Annotated in this window: 17 protein-coding genes; 1 reads left to right on the top strand and 16 read right to left on the bottom strand. The window is 62.6% G+C overall.

Translation table 11 applies throughout. The features are described 5' to 3' along the window. Positions 1-267 precede the first annotated feature (267 nt). The 13 genes from P0D71_RS03520 to ndk all read right to left on the bottom strand — a co-directional run bounded on the left by P0D71_RS03520 (position 268) and on the right by ndk (position 14062). On the bottom strand, positions 268-459 hold the full coding sequence (locus P0D71_RS03520; protein WP_012433522.1) for a DUF2065 domain-containing protein: 192 nt from the start codon (positions 457-459) through the stop codon (positions 268-270). A 44-nt stretch (positions 460-503) separates the two neighbouring features. Next, entirely contained in the window at positions 504-1406 is a 903-nt protein-coding gene (gene hflC, locus P0D71_RS03515) for a protease modulator HflC (RefSeq protein WP_408479284.1), read from the bottom strand. Between the two features lie 12 nt (positions 1407-1418). Continuing rightward, complete coding sequence (hflK, locus tag P0D71_RS03510; protein WP_408479283.1) at positions 1419-2819, bottom strand: FtsH protease activity modulator HflK; 1401 nt, start codon at positions 2817-2819, stop codon at positions 1419-1421. A 49-nt stretch (positions 2820-2868) separates the two neighbouring features. Then, positions 2869-4083 carry a GTPase HflX gene (hflX, locus tag P0D71_RS03505; protein WP_408479282.1) on the bottom strand — a complete coding sequence of 405 codons (1215 nt, stop codon included), beginning with the start codon at positions 4081-4083 and terminating at the stop codon, positions 2869-2871. 30 nt (positions 4084-4113) lie between these two features. Then, on the bottom strand, positions 4114-4350 hold the full coding sequence (gene hfq, locus P0D71_RS03500; RefSeq protein WP_006051315.1) for an RNA chaperone Hfq: 237 nt from the start codon (positions 4348-4350) through the stop codon (positions 4114-4116). Positions 4351-4503: 153 nt separating this feature from the next. After that, a complete protein-coding gene (gene der, locus P0D71_RS03495; RefSeq protein WP_091792934.1) occupies positions 4504-5841 on the bottom strand; it encodes a ribosome biogenesis GTPase Der in 1338 nt (445 codons plus the stop codon). A 447-nt stretch (positions 5842-6288) separates the two neighbouring features. Further along, positions 6289-7434, bottom strand: a complete 1146-nt coding sequence (bamB, locus tag P0D71_RS03490) for an outer membrane protein assembly factor BamB (protein ID WP_091792932.1) — start codon at positions 7432-7434, stop codon at positions 6289-6291. An 86-nt stretch (positions 7435-7520) separates the two neighbouring features. After that, positions 7521-8150, bottom strand: coding sequence for a YfgM family protein (locus P0D71_RS03485; RefSeq protein WP_408301797.1), 630 nt, complete (start codon positions 8148-8150; stop codon positions 7521-7523). 78 nt (positions 8151-8228) lie between these two features. Further along, the gene (hisS, locus tag P0D71_RS03480; RefSeq protein ID WP_408185450.1) at positions 8229-9569 is read right to left on the bottom strand and encodes a histidine--tRNA ligase; all 1341 of its coding nucleotides are present in this window, start codon (positions 9567-9569) and stop codon (positions 8229-8231) included. Positions 9570-9590: 21 nt separating this feature from the next. Then, on the bottom strand, positions 9591-10907 hold the full coding sequence (ispG, locus tag P0D71_RS03475) for a flavodoxin-dependent (E)-4-hydroxy-3-methylbut-2-enyl-diphosphate synthase (RefSeq protein WP_091792926.1): 1317 nt from the start codon (positions 10905-10907) through the stop codon (positions 9591-9593). Positions 10908-10993: 86 nt separating this feature from the next. After that, positions 10994-12106, bottom strand: a complete 1113-nt coding sequence (locus P0D71_RS03470) for a RodZ domain-containing protein (RefSeq protein ID WP_408479281.1) — start codon at positions 12104-12106, stop codon at positions 10994-10996. A gap of 217 nt (positions 12107-12323) precedes the next feature. Then, the gene (gene rlmN, locus P0D71_RS03465) at positions 12324-13475 is read right to left on the bottom strand and encodes a dual-specificity RNA methyltransferase RlmN (protein ID WP_091800296.1); all 1152 of its coding nucleotides are present in this window, start codon (positions 13473-13475) and stop codon (positions 12324-12326) included. A 161-nt stretch (positions 13476-13636) separates the two neighbouring features. Next, a complete protein-coding gene (gene ndk / locus P0D71_RS03460; RefSeq protein ID WP_408479280.1) occupies positions 13637-14062 on the bottom strand; it encodes a nucleoside-diphosphate kinase in 426 nt (141 codons plus the stop codon). Positions 14063-14361: 299 nt separating this feature from the next. On the opposite strand from ndk, the gene P0D71_RS03455 reads away from it, so the two are divergent. Beyond that, positions 14362-15060: a Bax inhibitor-1/YccA family protein gene (locus P0D71_RS03455; protein ID WP_007181342.1), complete on the top strand. Its 699-nt coding sequence runs from the start codon at positions 14362-14364 to the stop codon at positions 15058-15060. 145 nt (positions 15061-15205) lie between these two features. On the opposite strand, the gene P0D71_RS03450 is transcribed toward P0D71_RS03455, so the two are convergent. The 3 genes from P0D71_RS03450 to dapA all read right to left on the bottom strand — a co-directional run bounded on the left by P0D71_RS03450 (position 15206) and on the right by dapA (position 18185). After that, complete coding sequence (locus P0D71_RS03450; RefSeq protein ID WP_091792922.1) at positions 15206-15979, bottom strand: MBL fold metallo-hydrolase; 774 nt, start codon at positions 15977-15979, stop codon at positions 15206-15208. Positions 15980-15986: 7 nt separating this feature from the next. Beyond that, positions 15987-17126 carry an NlpB/DapX family lipoprotein gene (gene bamC / locus P0D71_RS03445; protein WP_091792920.1) on the bottom strand — a complete coding sequence of 380 codons (1140 nt, stop codon included), beginning with the start codon at positions 17124-17126 and terminating at the stop codon, positions 15987-15989. A 132-nt stretch (positions 17127-17258) separates the two neighbouring features. Beyond that, positions 17259-18185, bottom strand: a complete 927-nt coding sequence (gene dapA, locus P0D71_RS03440) for a 4-hydroxy-tetrahydrodipicolinate synthase (protein ID WP_408479279.1) — start codon at positions 18183-18185, stop codon at positions 17259-17261. Positions 18186-18211 lie beyond the last annotated feature (26 nt).

Genomic DNA, 18211 nt, shown 5'->3' with positions numbered 1-18211 from the left:
CGATACAGTCCTACGACGTTGAACACGGCGTCTGGGTGCGCCGGTAAGTGAGTGTGAATGGCGGGCGGCGGCTCGATTTTGGCGGCTGTCGCGGGCGTTGCGCAGTCGTTGCAATTACCTGCGGCGACCGCTTGCGGCTTTTGGCCGCTGGGCGCCGCACTGCGCGGCGTTCAGAACCCTCAGGCACTGGCGCGCAACGGCGCACATTTGCACTCGAGCGCGGACAGCCTGCGCAGCCTGTCAGCCCGCCCGCAAAAGCAGGCGCCTTCAGGTCACGATAAACAGCAGGATCAGCCCGAGCACCATCACGATCAGGCCGCCCACACGAATCTGATGCGGCGGACGTTCCGCTATTTTACGGAACGTGTCGCTCCAGGCGCTCGGAAAAACGAAGGGAAACATGCCTTCGATAATCAGCATCAACGCGATCGCGAGCAGTAACGAGCCGGCTATATCCATGCGAATGAAGGTGCCGCGATGCGGATGCCGCGGCGCTCCGGTTATCAGTGTTTGCGCGGGACCGCGGGAGCGTCCGGGGCTGCGCCGCCGGTCGGGCTACGCATGAAGCGGAAGAACTCGCTGCTCGGGTCGACCACGATCACGTCGCCCGGCTTGAAGGTGTTCTTGTACGCCTGCATGCTTTGATAGAACTGGTAGAACTGCGGGTCGGCGCCGTACGCTTCGGCGGCGATTTCCGCGGCCTTGGCATCGCCCTCGCCCTTGATGGTCTGCGCCTGACGATAACCGTCCGCGAGAACCGCCTGTTGCTGGCCGAGCGCGTCCTGCCTGATCTTGTCAGCCTCGGCCGTGCCCTTCGCACGTTCGTCGGCCGCGATCTGCTGGCGTGCGGCGATCATCCGTTTGTAGACGGAATCGGCCATCGACGCGGGGAAGTCGACACGCGTGAGTTGCACGTCGACCACCGACACGCCGAGCGACGCCGCGGCCTTGTCCATGGCGGCGCGCGCTTCGTCGGCGACGGCCTGCTGACGGGCCAGCGCGTCGGACAGCGTGACCTTCGCGAACGCATCGCCAAGCGCGCTGCGCGACAGCAAGGCGAGCCGGTCCGGCAGGCTCTGCGCGTCTCCTCGCGTTTCGGCGAGCAGCTTGAGCGGATCGGTCACGCGGTATTTGACGACCGGGTTCGCCAGCAAATCGGTTTTATCGGACGTCACATAGCGGTCTTCGTCCCGGGCGTCGAGCGACTGGATACGGTTATCGACCAGCGTGACCGTTTGCAACGGCGGCGGGAGTTTGACGTGCAAGCCGGGGCCGAGCAGGCTCGGCGCCTTGTCGCCATGCGACGACAGGACGGCCAGATGCCGCTGATCGACGACGAACACCATCGACGAAGCGGCGAACAGCAGGATAACGATAGCGACGACGAGCGCAATGATCTTGTTCATGATGTGCGCTCCTTATTGAACGTCGTCTTCGCGCATACGGCTGCGGAAGGAGTCGCGTGAACGCAGCGCGTCGCTGCTGGCTGCGGCCTGGCTGGCGGGCGTGGCGACCGCCGCCGGCGCGGAGGCTGCGGTGCCGGTTGCGGAGGCAGACGGGGCGGCCGACGGCGTGGCCGACGGCAACGCGGCAGCGCTCGCCGCTTGCGGCGCGGCAGCGGCCGCGGCGCCCGAAGCGGCAGCAGCCTCGGACACACGCTGGCGGGTCTGCTCGACCAGCTTGTCGAGCGGCAGATACAGCACGTTGTTGCCGCTCTTGCTATCCACAAACACCTTGGTCGTATTCGAATAGATCTGCTGCATGGTTTCCAGATACATGCGCTCGCGAATCACAGCGGGCGCTTTCGAGTACTGCGCATAGACCTGCTTGAAGCGTTCGGCGTCGCCTTGCGCCTGGGCCACCGTCTTGTCGCTGTACGTTTTCGCTTCGTCGATCTGGCGCGCCACGTCGGCTTGCGCGCGCGGCAACAGATCCGCGGCATAGGCCTCGGCATCGCGTTTTCCGCGCTCGTTTTCCTGACGGACTTTCGCGGCGTCGTCGAACGCGGCTTGCACCTGGCTAGGCGCCTGCACACCCTGGATCGTCACACCGGTCACGGCGAGTCCGGACTGATATTCATCCAGGGATTGCTGGATCGCCGCGATCAGTTGCTGGCGAATTGTTTCGCGATCCTGATAGAGGATGTCGTTGGTGCTGCGCGCGCCGACGATGCTGCGCACCGCCGCCTGAGCAGCCTGCATCACACCCTGATCGGGATCGACGCTGCGAAACAGGTAGTCAGTCGGCTTCTTCACCTGGTATTGCACGGCGAAGCGCACGTCGACGATATCCGCGTCGTGCGTGAGCATCGACGCGTCTTTCACATTCGCGAGACGCACCACGTTGTTGCGGCCGATCTCCACCTGACGGACCTGACCGATATTGACAAGCTCATGCGCTTCGAACGGATACGGCAGACGCCAGTGCACGCCCTGACCTGCCGTGTAGCGATACTTGCCGAACTGCATCACGACGCCGGCCTGGCCGTCCTGCACGACGAACACGCCGCTGCCGAGATAAATGGCCAGCAGCACGCCGATCACGATGCCCACGCCAATGCGCGCGCCACGACCGTTGTCCGGCCGCCCGCCACCCGCGCCGCCGCCCTTGCGACCGAACACGCGGCTCAAACGGCGGTTGAAATCGCGCCACATCTCGTCGAGATCGGGCGGCCCTTCACCTTCCTTGGTCGGTGGACGCTTGGGCTCGTTTGGACGTTGCCGCTCGCCATTGCCGTCCCCACGGCCCCAGCGCGGATCGTTCAGTGAAAGCATGGCGCGCATGCGCAGCCAGATACTCCGCTCGTTGTAATCGTTCACCTGTGTTCGTTCACCAGAGTAGACAGCGGGTCAGTGCAATTGGAACGGGTCAATGCCCGAGTTCTGGGACCTTGCGGTCGTCGCGTGGTGCTGCCGACCGGTCTTCTTCCGAGAGATCGACCAGCGTTTCGGGAAGAGGTTCGGCAGTAGCGATTTCAGCGATGGCAGCGCGCAGTGTGTCTAGCCCTTGCCCCGTGCGCGCGCTCAAAAAGACGCGCGAAATATTACCATACTCGTCCCTTTCAACCGCGTCCCCACGGGCCGCCAACTCCGGCACCGCGTCGATCTTGTTGAAGACGAGCACCTGCCGGATCGTGTCCGCGCCGATTGCGTGCAACACCTCGTTGACCTGATCGATCTGATCGAGCCGCACCGCGCTCGACGCGTCGACCACGTGCAGCAGCAGGTCGGCGTGAATGGTTTCTTCGAGCGTGGCGCGAAACGCCGCCACGAGCTGGTGAGGCAATTCGCGGATGAAACCGACCGTGTCGGACACCACCACCTGCCCCGCTTCGTCGCCGAGATAGACGCGCCGCGATGTCGTATCCAACGTCGCGAACAACTGGTCGGCGGCGTACGCCTGAGCCTTGGTGAGCGCGTTGAAGAGCGTGGATTTGCCCGCGTTCGTGTAACCGACGAGCGACACGGACATGGTCTGATTGCGGCTGCGCGCGCGGCGCTGCGTGCCATGCTGACGGCGCAGTTTTTCGAGCCGCGTCTTGAGCGCCTTGATGCGCTCGCCGATCAAACGGCGGTCCGTTTCGAGCTGCGTTTCACCCGGGCCGCGCAAACCGATACCGCCTTTTTGCCGTTCCAGGTGAGTCCATGCGCGGATTAGCCGCGTGGACAGATACTGCAGTTGCGCGAGTTCCACCTGCAGCTTGCCTTCGTGGCTGCGGGCGCGTTGCGCAAAAATGTCGAGGATCAGACTGGTGCGATCGATCACGCGCCGATTAAGCGCTTGCTCCAGATTGCGCTGCTGCGCAGGCGCCAGAGCGTGATTGAAGATGACGAGTTCGATGTCGTTCGCCTCACACGCAAGACGCAACTCTTCGGCCTTGCCGCTGCCGACGAACATCTTCGCGTCGGGACTGGACCGGCGCCCGGTGAGGGTGACTAAGGGATTCGCGCCCGCGCTTTGCGCGAGCAGGCTGAGTTCTTCTAGGCTGGCTTCGAAATCGATCTTACCGAAGTCGATGCTGACAAGCGCTGCATTGATCAAATTGGAGGGTATCAAAATGAGGCGGCCGGAAGTAATCGCCAACGGGCGACGTTACGCCGGCCGCGACGGGGGTTAGGACTGTTCGGAATCCGGGTGGAAATTCACCGGGCGGGCTGGCACGACAGTCGAGATTGCGTGCTTGTAGACCATCTGGGTGACCGTATTCCGGAGCAACACGACGTACTGGTCGAACGATTCGATGTTCCCTTGAAGCTTGATGCCGTTGACCAGGTAGATCGACACCGGCACATGCTCTTTACGCAGTGCGTTCAAAAACGGGTCTTGTAACAATTGCCCTTTGTTGCTCATAGCAAACTCCGTATTTTTTTGCAGGTTGACTTAATTGACGACGAAGAAAAAGAGATCCGCCGTCAACCGCTACACTATAGCCGATTTTCATTTTTGCGCGAGCGACCTGGCCAGGCGGCCAAAGCCAGCACACACGCGGGTTTCAGCCTGGATTTAGCCTTTATCCGCGTAAGGGTTCGTCGACGATCTGAACTCTATGCGCAATGGAGTCCCAGTCAGCTTGAAAGTTTCCCGGAAGCGGTTTTCGAGGTAGCGTTTGTACGTTTCGGTGATCGCGTCGAGCGCGTTGCCGTGAATCACGATGATCGGCGGATTCTGTCCGCCCTGGTGCGCATAACGAAGTTTCGGGCGCACCGGACCACGCCGGCGCGGCTGCTGGAATTCAACGGCATCGATCAGCGCGCGCGTGAGCTTCGGCGTCGGCAGCTTGGCCATGGCGGCTGCGTACGCGTCGTCCACCGAGCGCATCAATGGGCCGATTCCGGTTTTTTCCGCAGCGGAAATGAAATGGAATTTGGCGAAGTCGAGAAATTTTAGTTTGCGCTCGAGGTCCGCCTTGGTGCGCTCGCGCACATGCGGATCGAGCCCGTCCCACTTGTTCACGCCCACCACCAGCGCGCGGCCCTGCTCCACCACGAAGCCCGCAATGTGCGCGTCCTGCTCCGAGATGTCCTGGCGCGCGTCGAGCAACAAGATCACGACGTTCGCGTCGGAGATCGATTGCAGCGTCTTCACCACCGAGAATTTCTCGATCGCTTCGAACACTTTGCCGCGGCGGCGCAAGCCGGCGGTGTCGATCAGCGTGTACGGTTTTCCGCCGCGCTCGAAATCGACATAGATCGAATCACGCGTGGTGCCGGGCATGTCGAACGCGATCACGCGCTCTTCGCCCACCAGCGCGTTGATCAAGGTCGACTTGCCGACATTCGGACGGCCGACGATCGCGATCTTCACGCCACGCGTTTCTTTCTCTTCGTCGCTTTCTTCCGGCTGACCGGCGTACGCGACTTCGAGCGCCTCGTTGATCATCTCCGTCACGCCGTCGCCGTGCGCCGCGGAAATCGCACGCGGGTCGCCCAGACCGAGTTCGTAGAAGTCGGCGGCGACCGTACTGTACTTCATGCCCTCGGCCTTATTGACGACGAGGAAGATCGGCCGGCCGACCTTGCGCAGGTAGTCCGCAATCGACTTGTCCTGCGGCGCGAGGCCATTGCGACCGTCGACGATGAACACGACGATGTCCGACTCCTCGACCGCCTGGCGGGTTTGACGCGCCATTTCGTGCAGGATGCCGTCTTTCGCGACCGGCTCGAAACCCCCAGTATCGACGACCAGATACGGCCGGTCGCCGGCGCGCCCTTCGCCGTAATGGCGATCGCGGGTAAGACCGGGCAGGTCGGCAACCAGCGCATCACGCGTACGCGTGAGACGGTTGAACAGCGTGGATTTCCCCACATTGGGGCGCCCGACGAGGGCAATAACGGGTTTCATCAGATGTTGTTCACGGTGAAACGCGGGATCGAAATCGACCGTCCGCGTAGCGACGCCATGCGGCCGCTACACGGCAGCGTTTGACGAAAATTATCACGAATTCGGCCAGCCCCGGATGTGCTGTCAATATGCGCACCCGGGCGGACGGGGGTTTGGCTGTATGGGGCGGCGCCAAGGGGCCGCCAGGTCTAGTCTTTCCTGCTCGACGGCTCGCACGCCAATTCGAATACGACGCTCCGCGATATTTGCGAAGATGCCGCCGATGGTGGCGCCGCAAGCAGCCACCGATGGCCACGTGGGCCCGTGTGCCATGTCTGATCCGACTTGCCGGACCAGCCAGTCCGGCGCAATTCTTCTACTTACTCTGCCCTGCAACACACTCTTCTAAAACGCGTACGGCCGGCGAAGCCGGCCTGCACGCTCAACGGCGATTGCCTCCCCGCGCGATCAGCGCGGGCGGTAGCCGTACAGATCGCCGTCGTGCGTCAGCACCACCAGCGTCTCGCCGGCCAGCACCGGTGCCGCGGTGATCGGGCTGCCGTCGGTCTTCAGGCGGGCGACGAGCGTGCCGTCGTCGCGGGACAGGAAGTGCACGTAACCCTGGTAGTCGCCCAGCACCGCAGCGTGACCCAGAATGAACGGCACGCTCAGGTCGCGATTCTTCAGCTTGTCGTTCTTCCACAGCGGCGCGCCGCTGCTGACGTCGAACGCCGACACCACCGACCAGTCGTCCGCCGCGACCACCGCGCGGTCATCCTGCGCCAGACCGCTCGTGCTGGAAAACGCCTTTTCCCACACCGCGCGGCCCGAGTTCGCGTCGAAACAGCCAATCTGCCCCTGGAACGTCACGGCGCAGGTTTCCGAACCGACCAGCGTGGGCGGTCCGGTCACGTCGTTGATCCGCTCGACTTCCGTCACGCCCTTCGGATAGGACACCGGCGTTTGCCAGTAGTTGTCGCCCGTCTGCAGGTTGATCGCCGCGAACGCGCCACCCGGGAACCCGGCCAGCACGGCTGCGTCGCCCGCGAAGGTCATGCCCGACGACACGCGCAGATTGAGCGGCACCGCGCGGTTGCGGTAGTTCCACTTCTGTTCGCCGGTTTGCGCATTGAACGCGACGATCTGGCCGTCGACCGTACGCACCACCACGAGTCCGTTGCCGACGAGCGGCGGCGAAATGATCTCGCCCGGCGCCTTGGCGGTCCAGAGTTGCTTGCCGTCCGCCCCGAGCACGTACACGTCGCCCTTCAGGCCGCCGACCGCCGTGAGCGTGCCGTCGCTGCCGACACCTGCCGAGAGGTCGTCGTGCAGCTTGACACGCCACACGTCCTGCCCGGTTTGCGCGTCGATCTTCGCCACCGAACCGTTCGCGCCAGCCGCGTACACCGCATTGCCAACCGCCACTGGCGAGAACAGATAGCGGCCCGCCTTACCGACGCTCGCCTTCCAGGCCTGCTGCACGTCGAGCACGGGTTTGAACTCGGTGAGCGGCGTCGGCACGCGGCGCTCGTCTTTCGTGGATGAGCAAGCCGCCATGGTAAGGACGGTCATCGCACAGGCAACGGGCACAGCGTAACGTTTCAGCAGATTCATCGGTGGACGAAGCATTCAGGAAATTAGTTAAAGGAGACCGGTTGGTCGTTACACGCGGCGCCGCTTATGGCGCTTGCATGCGGCGATCAGCCGCCCAGCGCGTCCAGCTTGAACTGAATCAACTGGCGTGCCGAGCTATCGTTTTTCGACAGCGAGTCGAGCGCGAGCTTGTAAGCCGCACGCGCATCGTCGCGCTTGCCTTGAGCGGCGAGCAGATCGCCGCGGCCGTTCGCCACGATGCCTTTGAACGCGTCGGACTGCGGTTCGGCGAGCAGCGCCAGACCCTGGTCGTAGGCCTTGTCGTCGAGCAACAGCGAAGCGAGGCGCAGTTTGGCGATCTGCTTGAACTCGTCATCTTTCGCGTGATCGATGGTCCATTGCAGTTGCGCCTTCGCGGCCGGTTCGTCGCCCGCGGCGTACAGCGCCTTGGCCGCGCTCAGCGCGGTCATCTGTGCATACGCGGTGCGGCTGAACTTGTCTTCCATGTCGGCGGCGACGCGGGTGATCTTCGCCTTGTCGCCCGATGCCACGGCTTGCTGCACCTGGTCATACAGCACGGCGGCTTCCGCCGCCTCGCGCCGTTGCCAGAAATTCCAGCCGTTCCAGCCGGCCGCGGCCACCAGTGCCACCAGCACGATCCATGTGGTTGCATTGCCCCACTGCGTCCACCATGCCTTCAGACTTTCAATCGATTCTTGTTCGTCGTGGTAACTCATTGCCCGGCGATTTCCTCTTTCTTGCTACGTGTGCGTGTCGAGCCTGATTGCGAACCAACCGGCTCGACGACATCGCGATCAGTCGTCGCCGTCTTCGGCGGTTGCAACCATCGCATTGATTAGAAATTCGGTCAAGTCTTCGGCGGGCACGTTATGTTGCTCGTTTTTACCGCCGTTAGCATTTGTATCGCGCAGCGGCTTCACACCGACCGTGCCATTGGCGATCTCATCTTCGCCGAGCACCACGGCGAAGGCCGCGCCGCTCGCGTCGGCACGCTTCATCTGCGATTTGAAGCTGGCCGTCTGACCGTCGGCGCTGCAATGTAGGATCACGTCGAGGCCCGTATCGCGCAGACGCTCGGCGATGATGAAGGCCTGCTCACGCGCCGCGTCGCCCTGATGGACCACGTACACGTCGCACCCTTCGTCTTCCGGCACAAGTTGCTCTTCTTTCAACAACTCGAGGATCCGCTCGACGCCCATTGCCCAGCCACATGCTCCCGTGGGCTTGCCGCCTAGCTGTTCGATCAACGGATCGTAACGGCCGCCGGCCGCCACGGTACCCTGAGCGCCGAGCTTGTCGGTCACCCATTCGAACACGGTCAGATTGTAGTAATCGAGACCGCGCACGAGACGCGGATTGATCGTGAACGGAATGTTGTTCGCTTTCAGAATGCGCTGCAGACCTTCGAAGTGCGCGCGCGATTCTTCGCCGAGAAAATCGATCAGCTTGGGCGCGTTCTGCGCGACTTCCTGCATGGCCGGATTCTTCGTGTCCAGCACGCGCAGCGGGTTCGTGTAGAGACGGCGCTTTGCCTCTTCGTCGAGCACGTCCATGTGCTTTTCGAGGTACGCGATCAGTTCGACGCGATGCGCCGCGCGTTCCTCGGCGAGACCCAGCGAATTGAGTTCGAGCTTGATGCCCATCAGCCCGAGATCGTCCCACAGCCGCTGGCACATCATGATGATTTCAGCGTCCGCGTCCGGACCGGCAAAGCCCAGCGCTTCCACGCCCACCTGATGGAACTGGCGATAGCGGCCGCGCTGCGGACGCTCGTGACGGAACATCGGGCCGATGTACCACAGGCGCTTCGGGCCGTCGTACAGCATGTTGTGTTCGATCGCCGCGCGCACCACCGCCGCCGTGTTCTCCGGGCGCATGGTCAGATTTTCACCGTTGAGCGCGTCCGTAAAACTGTACATCTCTTTCTCGACGATGTCGGTCACTTCGCCGATACCGCGCTTGAACAGCTGCGTATGCTCGATGATCGGCGTACGAATATTCTGGTATCCATACGAACGCAGCATCGACTTGACGGTCGTTTCGAAAAATTCCCACAGCCCGGCTTCCTGCGGAAGGATGTCGTTCATGCCCTTCACGCCGGAGAGCTTTTCGAGCTTTTTCTTCTGTTCAGTCATCTGTATGTCGAGAGCCGATATTTAGTTGGCTACCGTGGCGCGGCCATAGCTGCGCTCAACGTAGTCACTCACGATTTGCTGGAATTCTTGCGCGATGTTATCGCCGCGCAACGTCTTCACTTTTTCGCCGTCGATAAACACCGGCGCAGCGGGATTCTCACCCGAACCCGGCAGGCTGATACCGATGTTGGCCTGCTTCGACTCGCCCGGACCGTTGACGATGCAGCCCATCACCGCGACGTGCATTTTCTCGACGCCAGGATATTGATCGCGCCACACCGGCATCTGCGTGCGCAGATAAGTCTGGATTTGCGACGCCAGTTCCTGGAACAGCGTGCTGGTGGTACGGCCGCAACCCGGGCACGCGATCACCATCGGCGTGAACGAGCGCAGACCCATGGTCTGCAGAATTTCCTGGCCGACGATCACCTCGCCGGTGCGCGATCCGCCCGGTTCCGGCGTAAGCGAAATACGGATCGTGTCGCCGATCCCCTGCTGCAACAGCACGGACAACGCCGCGGTCGATGCCACGATGCCTTTCGAGCCCATGCCCGCCTCGGTCAAGCCGAGATGCAGCGCGAAATCGCAACGGCGCGCCAGTTCACGGTACACGGCGATCAGATCCTGCACGCCGCTGACCTTGCACGACAGAATGATCTGGTTGCGCGACAGGCCGAGTTCGACCGCCCGCTCCGCCGAGCCGATTGCCGACTGGATCAGCGCTTCGTACATCACGCTTTGCGCTTCCCACGGCGTGGAACGCGCCGCGTTCGCGTCCATCATCTTCGCGAGCAGATCCTGGTCGAGACTGCCCCAGTTGACACCGATACGGACCGGCTTGTCGTACTTCACCGCGGCTTCGATCATTTGCGCGAACTGCGTGTCGCGCTTCGCGCCGTGGCCCACGTTGCCCGGATTGATCCGGTACTTGGACAGCGCCTCCGCGCACGCAGGGTAATCGCGCAACAGCAAATGGCCGTTGTAGTGGAAGTCGCCGACGAGCGGCACCGACACGCCCATCCGGTCGAGCTGCTCGCGCACGGCCGGCACGGCCGCGGCCGCTTCCGGCGTATTCACCGTGATACGCACCAGTTCCGAGCCGGCTTGCGCGAGCTCCTTGATCTGGATCGCGGTGCCGATGGCGTCCGCGGTATCCGTGTTGGTCATCGACTGGACGCGCACGGGCGCGTCGCCACCGATGGTGACGAGCTGGCCGCCCCAACGGACGTCGACCGCATGCGACTTGCGCCGCGCAGCCTGGCCGCCGAACACCGGCTCGTCGGAAATAATCTTGCTACCAGATTGGGATTGAGCTTCGGAATGCATCGAAAAACCCATTTACGCCGCATGCGCCACACAAAAGACGTGGCGCCTGAATTGAAAAAGCGCCGCGGACCGGTTGGCCGCGGCGCATACCGTATTTGTCAAGGCAGTGCGAAACGCGCCACGTTACCTTTGGCAGCCGAATATTTCGACGGATCGACCGGCTGGCCATCGAGCGTCAGCGATTCAAGACCGGCCTTGTTGCCAACCGTGATCTTGAATGGTGCCGCGCCCGTCACTTCTTTCGTATCGCCTGCGTGCACGAGGCCGGAGAACACCTCCTTGCCATCCTTGCTACGCACACTGAACCAGCTGTCCTGTGTCACACGTAATGCGACGACTGACTCACCGGCAGCCGACGCCACCGTTGCCGCCGACGCGCCCGCAACCACCGCCGCCGACGCACTCGCGCCCGGCGCTGCGGCCACCTGGGCCTGCGAGCCTGCCTTGGGCGCAGCCATTGTTGCCGTGACCGCCGGCGCCGATGACGGCGTCGTGCCGGTGGCAAGCGGCGCGGGCATCGGCGTAGCCGACGCTGCGTTCTCTGCTGCCACCTGTGCCTCCGGCGCTGACGCAGACTCAGCCGCCGTTGCTTCGGAACCCGCCGATTGACCTTGCGCCACCGTACCCGATGCGCCCGTCACGCCACCAGCGGCACCGTTCGCGCTCGCTTTCAAACGCGCAAGCCATGCAGACGAATCGCCACCGTTGGTGTGCCACATGCCGAGCGCGATCACCGCGACGATCACCGCCGCCACGCCCCACAACCAGGAGCGGCTTTTTTGTCCGCTACCGCCCAGCGACAGCGACACCCGCCCGCGCGGCAAATCTTTTCCCGACGAAGCCGGCATCGACAGATCCGGCGCGGCCACACCCTTCTCGCGGCGCAGTACCGCCGTGAACGGCGCTGGATCGGCGCCGAGCATCTTCGCGTAGCTACGCATCACACCCAGCGCGAAGGTCGTGTCCGGCAAGTGGCTGATGTCGCCCGATTCGAGCGCGCGCAACTTGATGGCTGACACTTTCAGACGCGCCGACACGTCGTCGACCGTCCAGCCTTTCGATTCACGCAGTTGGGTTAAGCGCGCGCCCACCGCCGCCAACGAATCCATGCCCGGCTGCACGGCGGGCTGCACCACCGCCCGTGCGACCGGCGCCGGATGGCCTTCGTTCGTGTCTGTGTCCTGCGGCTGCGGGTGCTGCGGCTCACTCATCCCAAATCCTTTCGCGTCGATTCTTTTTCACTTGTGCAACCCCGACAGGCTCAAGCCTCACGTCCGAATCGCAGACCGTTTATAACAAAATGTGCGGCCTTGTGTGCCGCTTCCGATCGCTTCTGCAAACTTTCTTTTCAATCGACGCTGGCACCGCAGGTTTTCGCGCTTTCGGGGAGCATTCCCCGACCATCGGCGCCCTGCGGTCCCCGCGCGATTACACGGCGCGAACCTCGATAATCTTCGCTGCCTTCCCGGTGCGTTCAGCAAGGCGAGTGCGGTCTTTTACCGCACCGGCCAACTGACCGCAGGCAGCGTCGATATCATCGCCGCGTGTTTTGCGCACCGTGGTGACGACGCCTGCGTCCATCAACACTTGTGCAAACCGCTTGATCTGTTCCGGCTTCGAGCGGATGAGGCCCGATTCGGGGAACGGATTAAACGGAATCAGGTTGAACTTGCACGGCACGTCGCGCGTAATGGCGAGCAACTCGCGCGCTTGCGCCTCGCTGTCGTTCACGCCGTCGAGCATGCAATATTCAAACGTAATGAAGTCGCGCGGCGCGACTTTCAGATAGCGCTGGCAAGCCGCCATCAGTTCGCGCAGCGGATATTTCTTGTTCAGCGGCACGAGCATGTCGCGCAGCGGATCGCTAGGCGCATGCAGGGACACCGCGAGCGCCACCGGCAGATCGGCGCCGAGCCGGTCCATCATGGGCACGACACCCGAGGTGGACAGCGTGACGCGGCGGCGCGACAGGCCGTAGGCGTTGTCGTCGAGCATCAGGCGCATGGCCGGCACGACCGCGTCGTAGTTGAGCAGCGGCTCGCCCATGCCCATCATCACGACATTCGTGACGACGCGCTCGCCCTTGCCGTCACCGCCCGTGGCGCGACCGCCATCCACACCGCGCGACGCGCGCAGCGCGAACTCGGCCATACGCAACTGGCCGATGATTTCGCCGGTGGTGAGATTGCGGGAAAAACCCTGTTTGCCGGTCGAACAGAAACGGCAATTGACTGCACACCCGGCCTGCGACGACACGCACAGCGTGCCACGCGTTTCTTCGGGAATGTAGACAGTTTCAACCGCGTTGCTGTTGCCGACGTCGATCAGCCACTTGCGTGTGCCGTCGGTCGAAATATGGTCGCTGACGATACCGGGCATCGAGATCGTGGCGCGCCCTTTGAGCTTTTCGCGCAAGGACTTCGCCAGATCGGTCATGCCGTCGAAGTCGGCAGCGTTGTATTGGTGAATCCAGCGCTGCAATTGCTTGGCGCGAAACGGCTTCTCGCCCAGGCTGTCGCAGTAGGCGACAAGCCCTTGGGCGTCGAGGTCGAGAAGGTTGACGGTGGGACTGCTCGTCATATCGAATCCTGCCATTTCAGTGCGAGACTACGTTCATGCAACAAGCTGCATGAACGCAATGCCGTTCGCGCCCATTCCTGCTGCTTTTACCTTACTACTTTGCCGGGCGATTCGTGCGATAAATCCAATCGGCTGCACGAACCGCGCAGGGCAAGTCCTGCTTAACGCGAGTAGACGTTCACTTGCGGGAAGAAGAACGCGATTTCGACTGCTGCCGTTTCAGGCGCGTCGGAACCGTGCACTGCGTTCGCGTCGATGCTGTCTGCGAAATCGGCGCGGATCGTGCCCTTTTCCGCCTTCTTCGGGTCCGTGGCACCCATCAGGTCACGGTGCTTAAGAATGGCGTTTTCGCCTTCCAGCGCTTGCACGACGACCGGGCCCGAGATCATGAAATCGACCAGATCCTTGAAGAACGGACGTGCGGCGTGCACGGAGTAGAACTTCTCTGCGTCGGCGCGCGACAGGTGAACCATGCGCGAAGCCACGATCTTCAGACCAGCGTTCTCGAAACGGGTATAGATCTGGCCGATCACGTTCTTGGCCACTGCGTCCGGCTTGATAATGGACAGGGTGCGTTCGATCGCCATAAAAACTCCAAAAAATTAAGAGGTTACAGATTCAAATGAATCCGCTATTGTAGCATGTTCCCGTGTATGATTGCGATTGAACCCTTACAACACTGAAAGACTCCAAGCAGGAGTTTCCGAATACTGGTAGCGTTGGCCGTGTGGGTGCCAAGTCAGTATTTTCAGGGCATTGAAACTCCCTGCCCGCGCGCCAATCTTAGGGATGAGAGCGCCGCGCCGGTGACAGGGATGCCACGGCCCGGCTCGCTACAACCCGCTTCACAACCATACGCAACTTGCTTCTGAGGTAAGGAGAGACCATGAACGATCATCCGTATAGCTTTGGCCGCAATGGCGCGGTCAGCACGGTCGAAACGCGTAACCGCGTGCTACGGAACACCTACTGGCTGCTCGCGCTGTCCATGATTCCGACAGTGCTCGGCGCGTGGGTGGGCCTCGCCACGGGTTTCTCGCTGTTCGCCGCCACGAGTCCCGCCATGAGCATGCTGGCGTTCTTCGCGATCGCCTTCGGCTTTATGTTCGCCATCCAGAAAACCAAAGACAGCGCGGCCGGCGTGTTCGTGCTACTCGGCTTCACGTTCTTCATGGGCCTGATGCTGTCGCGCATCCTGAGCTTCGTGCTCGGTTTTTCGAACGGCCCGTCGTTGATCATGCTCGCCTTCGGTGGCACTGGTGTGATCTTCGCGTCGATGGCGACCATCGCCACGGTTAGCAAGCGCGACTTTTCGGGTCTCGGCAAGTGGCTGTTCATGGGCGTGATCGTGCTGCTGCTCGCATCGGTCGCGAACGTGTTCCTGCATCTGCCGGCGCTGATGCTCACGGTGTCGGTTCTCGCCATCGTGATCTTCTCGGCCTACATGCTGTTCGACGTTCAGCGCGTCGTGAACGGCGGTGAAACGAATTACATCACCGCCACCCTCGCGATCTACCTTGACCTGTACAACGTGTTCGTCAACCTGCTCGCGCTGCTCGGAATTTTCGGCGGTAACCGCAACTAAGGTTGGCAAACCAGCCTGATTCAGGGCGCGGCGTTCGAGACGCTCCGCCTTGAAGAAAAAGCCCATAACGAGTAATCGTTATGGGCTTTTTTCATGGAATCTCGGCGCCTGCCGCGCGGGGCAAGCATCAGGAATCAGGCGCGGATCAGACGCTCAGCCACGCAAACCCGTCGTCCTGCGAAGCCACCACCACTTCTGTAGGCGCCGCGCCCAGCACGCCGGCCATAGCGGCCTGCGCCAGTTCAGGCGAATTATTCTGCTGACTCAGATGCGCGGCGACCAGGTGGCGCAATCTCGAACGATCGAGCGAAGCCAGAATTTCAGCCGCCGCGTCGTTGTTCAGATGCCCATGATTGCCGCCGATGCGCGCTTTCAACGATTGCGGATAGCGGCTGCCCGCCAGCATCCGCACATCGTGATTGCATTCGAGCACCAACGCGTCGCATCCGCTCAGCACCGAGCTGATATGAGGCGTGGACGTGCCGACGTCCGTCAGCACGCCAAGCCGGCTCGCGCCGTTCGAGAGCACGTATTGCAACGGCTCGCGGGCGTCGTGCGGGACGGTGTAGGGGAGAATGCTGAGGTCGCCGATCGCCACCGCTTCGTCGCCCCAGAGCACCTGCAGGTCCACGTCGGCTTCGTCGGCGCCTACCGCGCGAGCGGTGCCCCAGCTCATGTACAAGGGAATCGACCACTTGCGCGCCAGCGTTAGCGCACTGCCAATGTGATCGCCATGCTCATGCGTGATCAGAATCGCGTCGAGACCTTCGACGCTCGCGCCAAGCCGCGTCAGCCGCCGCTCGACTTCTTTGGCCGAAAAACCGCAGTCGAGCAGCACACGCGTGGTGGTCGCGCCGCTTTGCGCTTCCACCAGCATGGCGTTGCCTTCACTGCCGCTGCCGAGACTCGCGAACCTCACGGTCCGCTTAGTTCAGTTGCGCGTGCAGCAGCGTCACGATGCGCTGCGCGTCGGACGAATTGTCCACCTGTCCGTTCGCGTTCAGCACGGCCACCTGCGTCACTGCATCGCCCTTCGAGCGAACGTTGACGAGGAATTCCTGACCCGGCTTCTTCGCCGTATTGCCGCTGTAGAACAGCTTGCCGAACAGCCCTTCTTTCTTCAGCTCCTGCATCGAATCCGCGTAGCGCACGTAGTAGATGCCCTTCGCACGATCGCGGTTGTCGACGGTGAAGTTGGTGCGGTCGAGCGCGAGGCCCACGCGCAGCCATGCGCGGTCGAACGACTCCTGCAGATCGAGCGTGGACGCGCCCGCGCTCTGGTCGAGCGTGGTCGGCGCCACCGCCGGACGCGCGTCGGTCAGCAACTGCTTCGACTGCGCTTCGGTCAGACCGAACTTCTGCATCAGCTTGGTCAGGAACAGCGCTTCCAGGGCCGGATCGCGAGGACGCTCTTCCCAACGCGAGGACGTCTTGTCCTGCCCTGTCATCACTTCTTCCATCGCGCTGTGCGTGATGGAAATGTCCGTTGTTTCGCCCGGCGCGCGCGACACGAGCGTGCGGAAGCTGTCACGCGTGCCCGACGAATACGCGAAATCGATGACCTTGCCGACCGTGCGGCGGAACCAGTCGTCCGGAATGTTGGCGCGGTTTTCAGCCCAGTCGGTCGTCATGATGCCGGTAGCCGGCGCGTCGGTCTTCAGCGCAAAGCCGTTCTCCTGCCAGAACTCCTGCAACTGCGACCAGAGTTGTTCCGGCGTGCGGCCGTCGACCACCAGCCAGCGGCGATCGCCGTCACGTTCGATATGCATGCCGAACGGATCCTGCGCGTTCGGCTGACCTTCGGTCGAATTGCCGGCGGCCGTGACCGCGCGCTGCTGCGCGCCGCCCAGCGCCAGATTGGCCGGCGGTGCGACATAGCGCTGATCGGTCGGCGTGGTGCTCAGATCGCCGGGAACGGCGAGCGCCGGCGCGCTGCCCGCGCCCTTGTAGTTGACGCGGTCGGAAGCAAACCAGTCGTTCAGCGTGTCACAGCCGGCGAGCGTCGTGAGGGCAAGCGCCAGCGCCGCCATGCGGGTTGCGTGGAGGGAAAGTGCGGAACGTTTCATGAGGTCCTTCGTGATGCTGGAACGCGGTGCCTTGGTTCTGTGTGCCGGGAACGTGGGCTGGATCGACGTCGGTTAAGGGAGTGCCGGTGGCAGGCTTTCGTTGGCGCTGGTGGTGCCGCGGACGCTGTCCGCCTAGCCCAGCAGGCCCGCTTCGCGCAGCGCGCCGCGCACCACTTCGTGGTATTGCGGATCGAGCGGCGTGAGCGGCAGGCGGATTCCGCCCTGCACACGACCCAATTGCTGCAGCGCCCATTTGGCCGGAATCGGATTCGATTCGATGAACAGGTTCTTATGCAGCGACAGGAGTTTCAGATGAATCTCGCGCGCGGTCTTAGCGTCCGCGGCGAGCGCAGCCTTGCAGAGATCACTCATGGCGCGCGGCGCGACGTTGGCGGTGACCGAAATATTGCCGTGGCCGCCGAGCAGCATCAGCGCGATGGCGGTGGGGTCGTCGCCGCTGTAGATGCCGAAGTGCGACGGCGCGGACTTGATCAGATGCGCGGCGCGATCGATATTGCCGGTCGCTTCCTTCACACCGATGATGCCCGGCACCTGCGCGCAACGCAGAATGGTTTCGTTGCTCATGTCCGCAACGGTGCGGCCCGGCACGTTGTACAGGATCACCGGCAGATCGACGGTTTCGGCGATCTTCGCGAAATGGCGGTAAATGCCTTCCTGCGTCGGCTTGTTGTAGTACGGCACGACCTGGAGCGTGGCGTCGGCGCCGACTTCCTTGGCCTGCTGGGTGAGTTCGATCGCCTCGGTCGTGGAATTGCCGCCCGAGCCCGCGATCACCGGAATCCGGCCCGCCGTATGCTCGACCGCGGTCTTGACCATCAGCACGTGTTCCTCGACCGACAGCGTGGCCGATTCGCCGCTCGTGCCGACCACCACGAGAGCGTTCGTGCCCTCTGCGATATGCCAGTCGATCAGTTTGCGAAACGCCGGCAGATCCAGGCTGCCGTCTTCGAGCATCGGGGTGATGATGGCAGGAATGCTGCCGCGAATCTGAACGCCGTCGTTGCTGCCTTGGTTGCTGCCTTGGTTGCCGTTAGTCATGAAACGCCATGAATTTGATCAGGTAA

Origin of the sequence: Paraburkholderia sp. RL17-383-BIF-A (assembly GCF_046028015.1) — a bacterium.
Lineage (GTDB): Bacteria > Pseudomonadota > Gammaproteobacteria > Burkholderiales > Burkholderiaceae > Paraburkholderia.
The sequence above is the reverse complement of the archived record's forward strand: the minus strand, read 5'-3'. Positions and strand labels throughout refer to the sequence as shown.

Bases quoted from the DNA above. Each gene is read 5' to 3' on its own strand.
- P0D71_RS03520 (WP_012433522.1), bottom strand. From the start codon at position 459: ATGGATATAGCCGGCTCGTTACTGCTCGCGATCGCGTTGATGCTGATT.
- hflC (WP_408479284.1), bottom strand. From the start codon at position 1,406: ATGAACAAGATCATTGCGCTCGTCGTCGCTATCGTTATCCTGCTGTTC.
- hfq (WP_006051315.1), bottom strand. From the start codon at position 4,350: ATGAGCAACAAAGGGCAATTGTTACAAGACCCGTTTTTGAACGCACTG.
- der (WP_091792934.1), bottom strand. From the start codon at position 5,841: ATGAAACCCGTTATTGCCCTCGTCGGGCGCCCCAATGTGGGGAAATCC.
- bamB (WP_091792932.1), bottom strand. From the start codon at position 7,434: ATGAATCTGCTGAAACGTTACGCTGTGCCCGTTGCCTGTGCGATGACC.
- P0D71_RS03485 (WP_408301797.1), bottom strand. From the start codon at position 8,150: ATGAGTTACCACGACGAACAAGAATCGATTGAAAGTCTGAAGGCATGG.
- hisS (WP_408185450.1), bottom strand. From the start codon at position 9,569: ATGACTGAACAGAAGAAAAAGCTCGAAAAGCTCTCCGGCGTGAAGGGC.
- ispG (WP_091792926.1), bottom strand. From the start codon at position 10,907: ATGGGTTTTTCGATGCATTCCGAAGCTCAATCCCAATCTGGTAGCAAG.
- P0D71_RS03470 (WP_408479281.1), bottom strand. From the start codon at position 12,106: ATGAGTGAGCCGCAGCACCCGCAGCCGCAGGACACAGACACGAACGAA.
- rlmN (WP_091800296.1), bottom strand. From the start codon at position 13,475: ATGACGAGCAGTCCCACCGTCAACCTTCTCGACCTCGACGCCCAAGGG.
- ndk (WP_408479280.1), bottom strand. From the start codon at position 14,062: ATGGCGATCGAACGCACCCTGTCCATTATCAAGCCGGACGCAGTGGCC.
- P0D71_RS03455 (WP_007181342.1), top strand. From the start codon at position 14,362: ATGAACGATCATCCGTATAGCTTTGGCCGCAATGGCGCGGTCAGCACG.
- bamC (WP_091792920.1), bottom strand. From the start codon at position 17,126: ATGAAACGTTCCGCACTTTCCCTCCACGCAACCCGCATGGCGGCGCTG.
- dapA (WP_408479279.1), bottom strand. From the start codon at position 18,185: ATGACTAACGGCAACCAAGGCAGCAACCAAGGCAGCAACGACGGCGTT.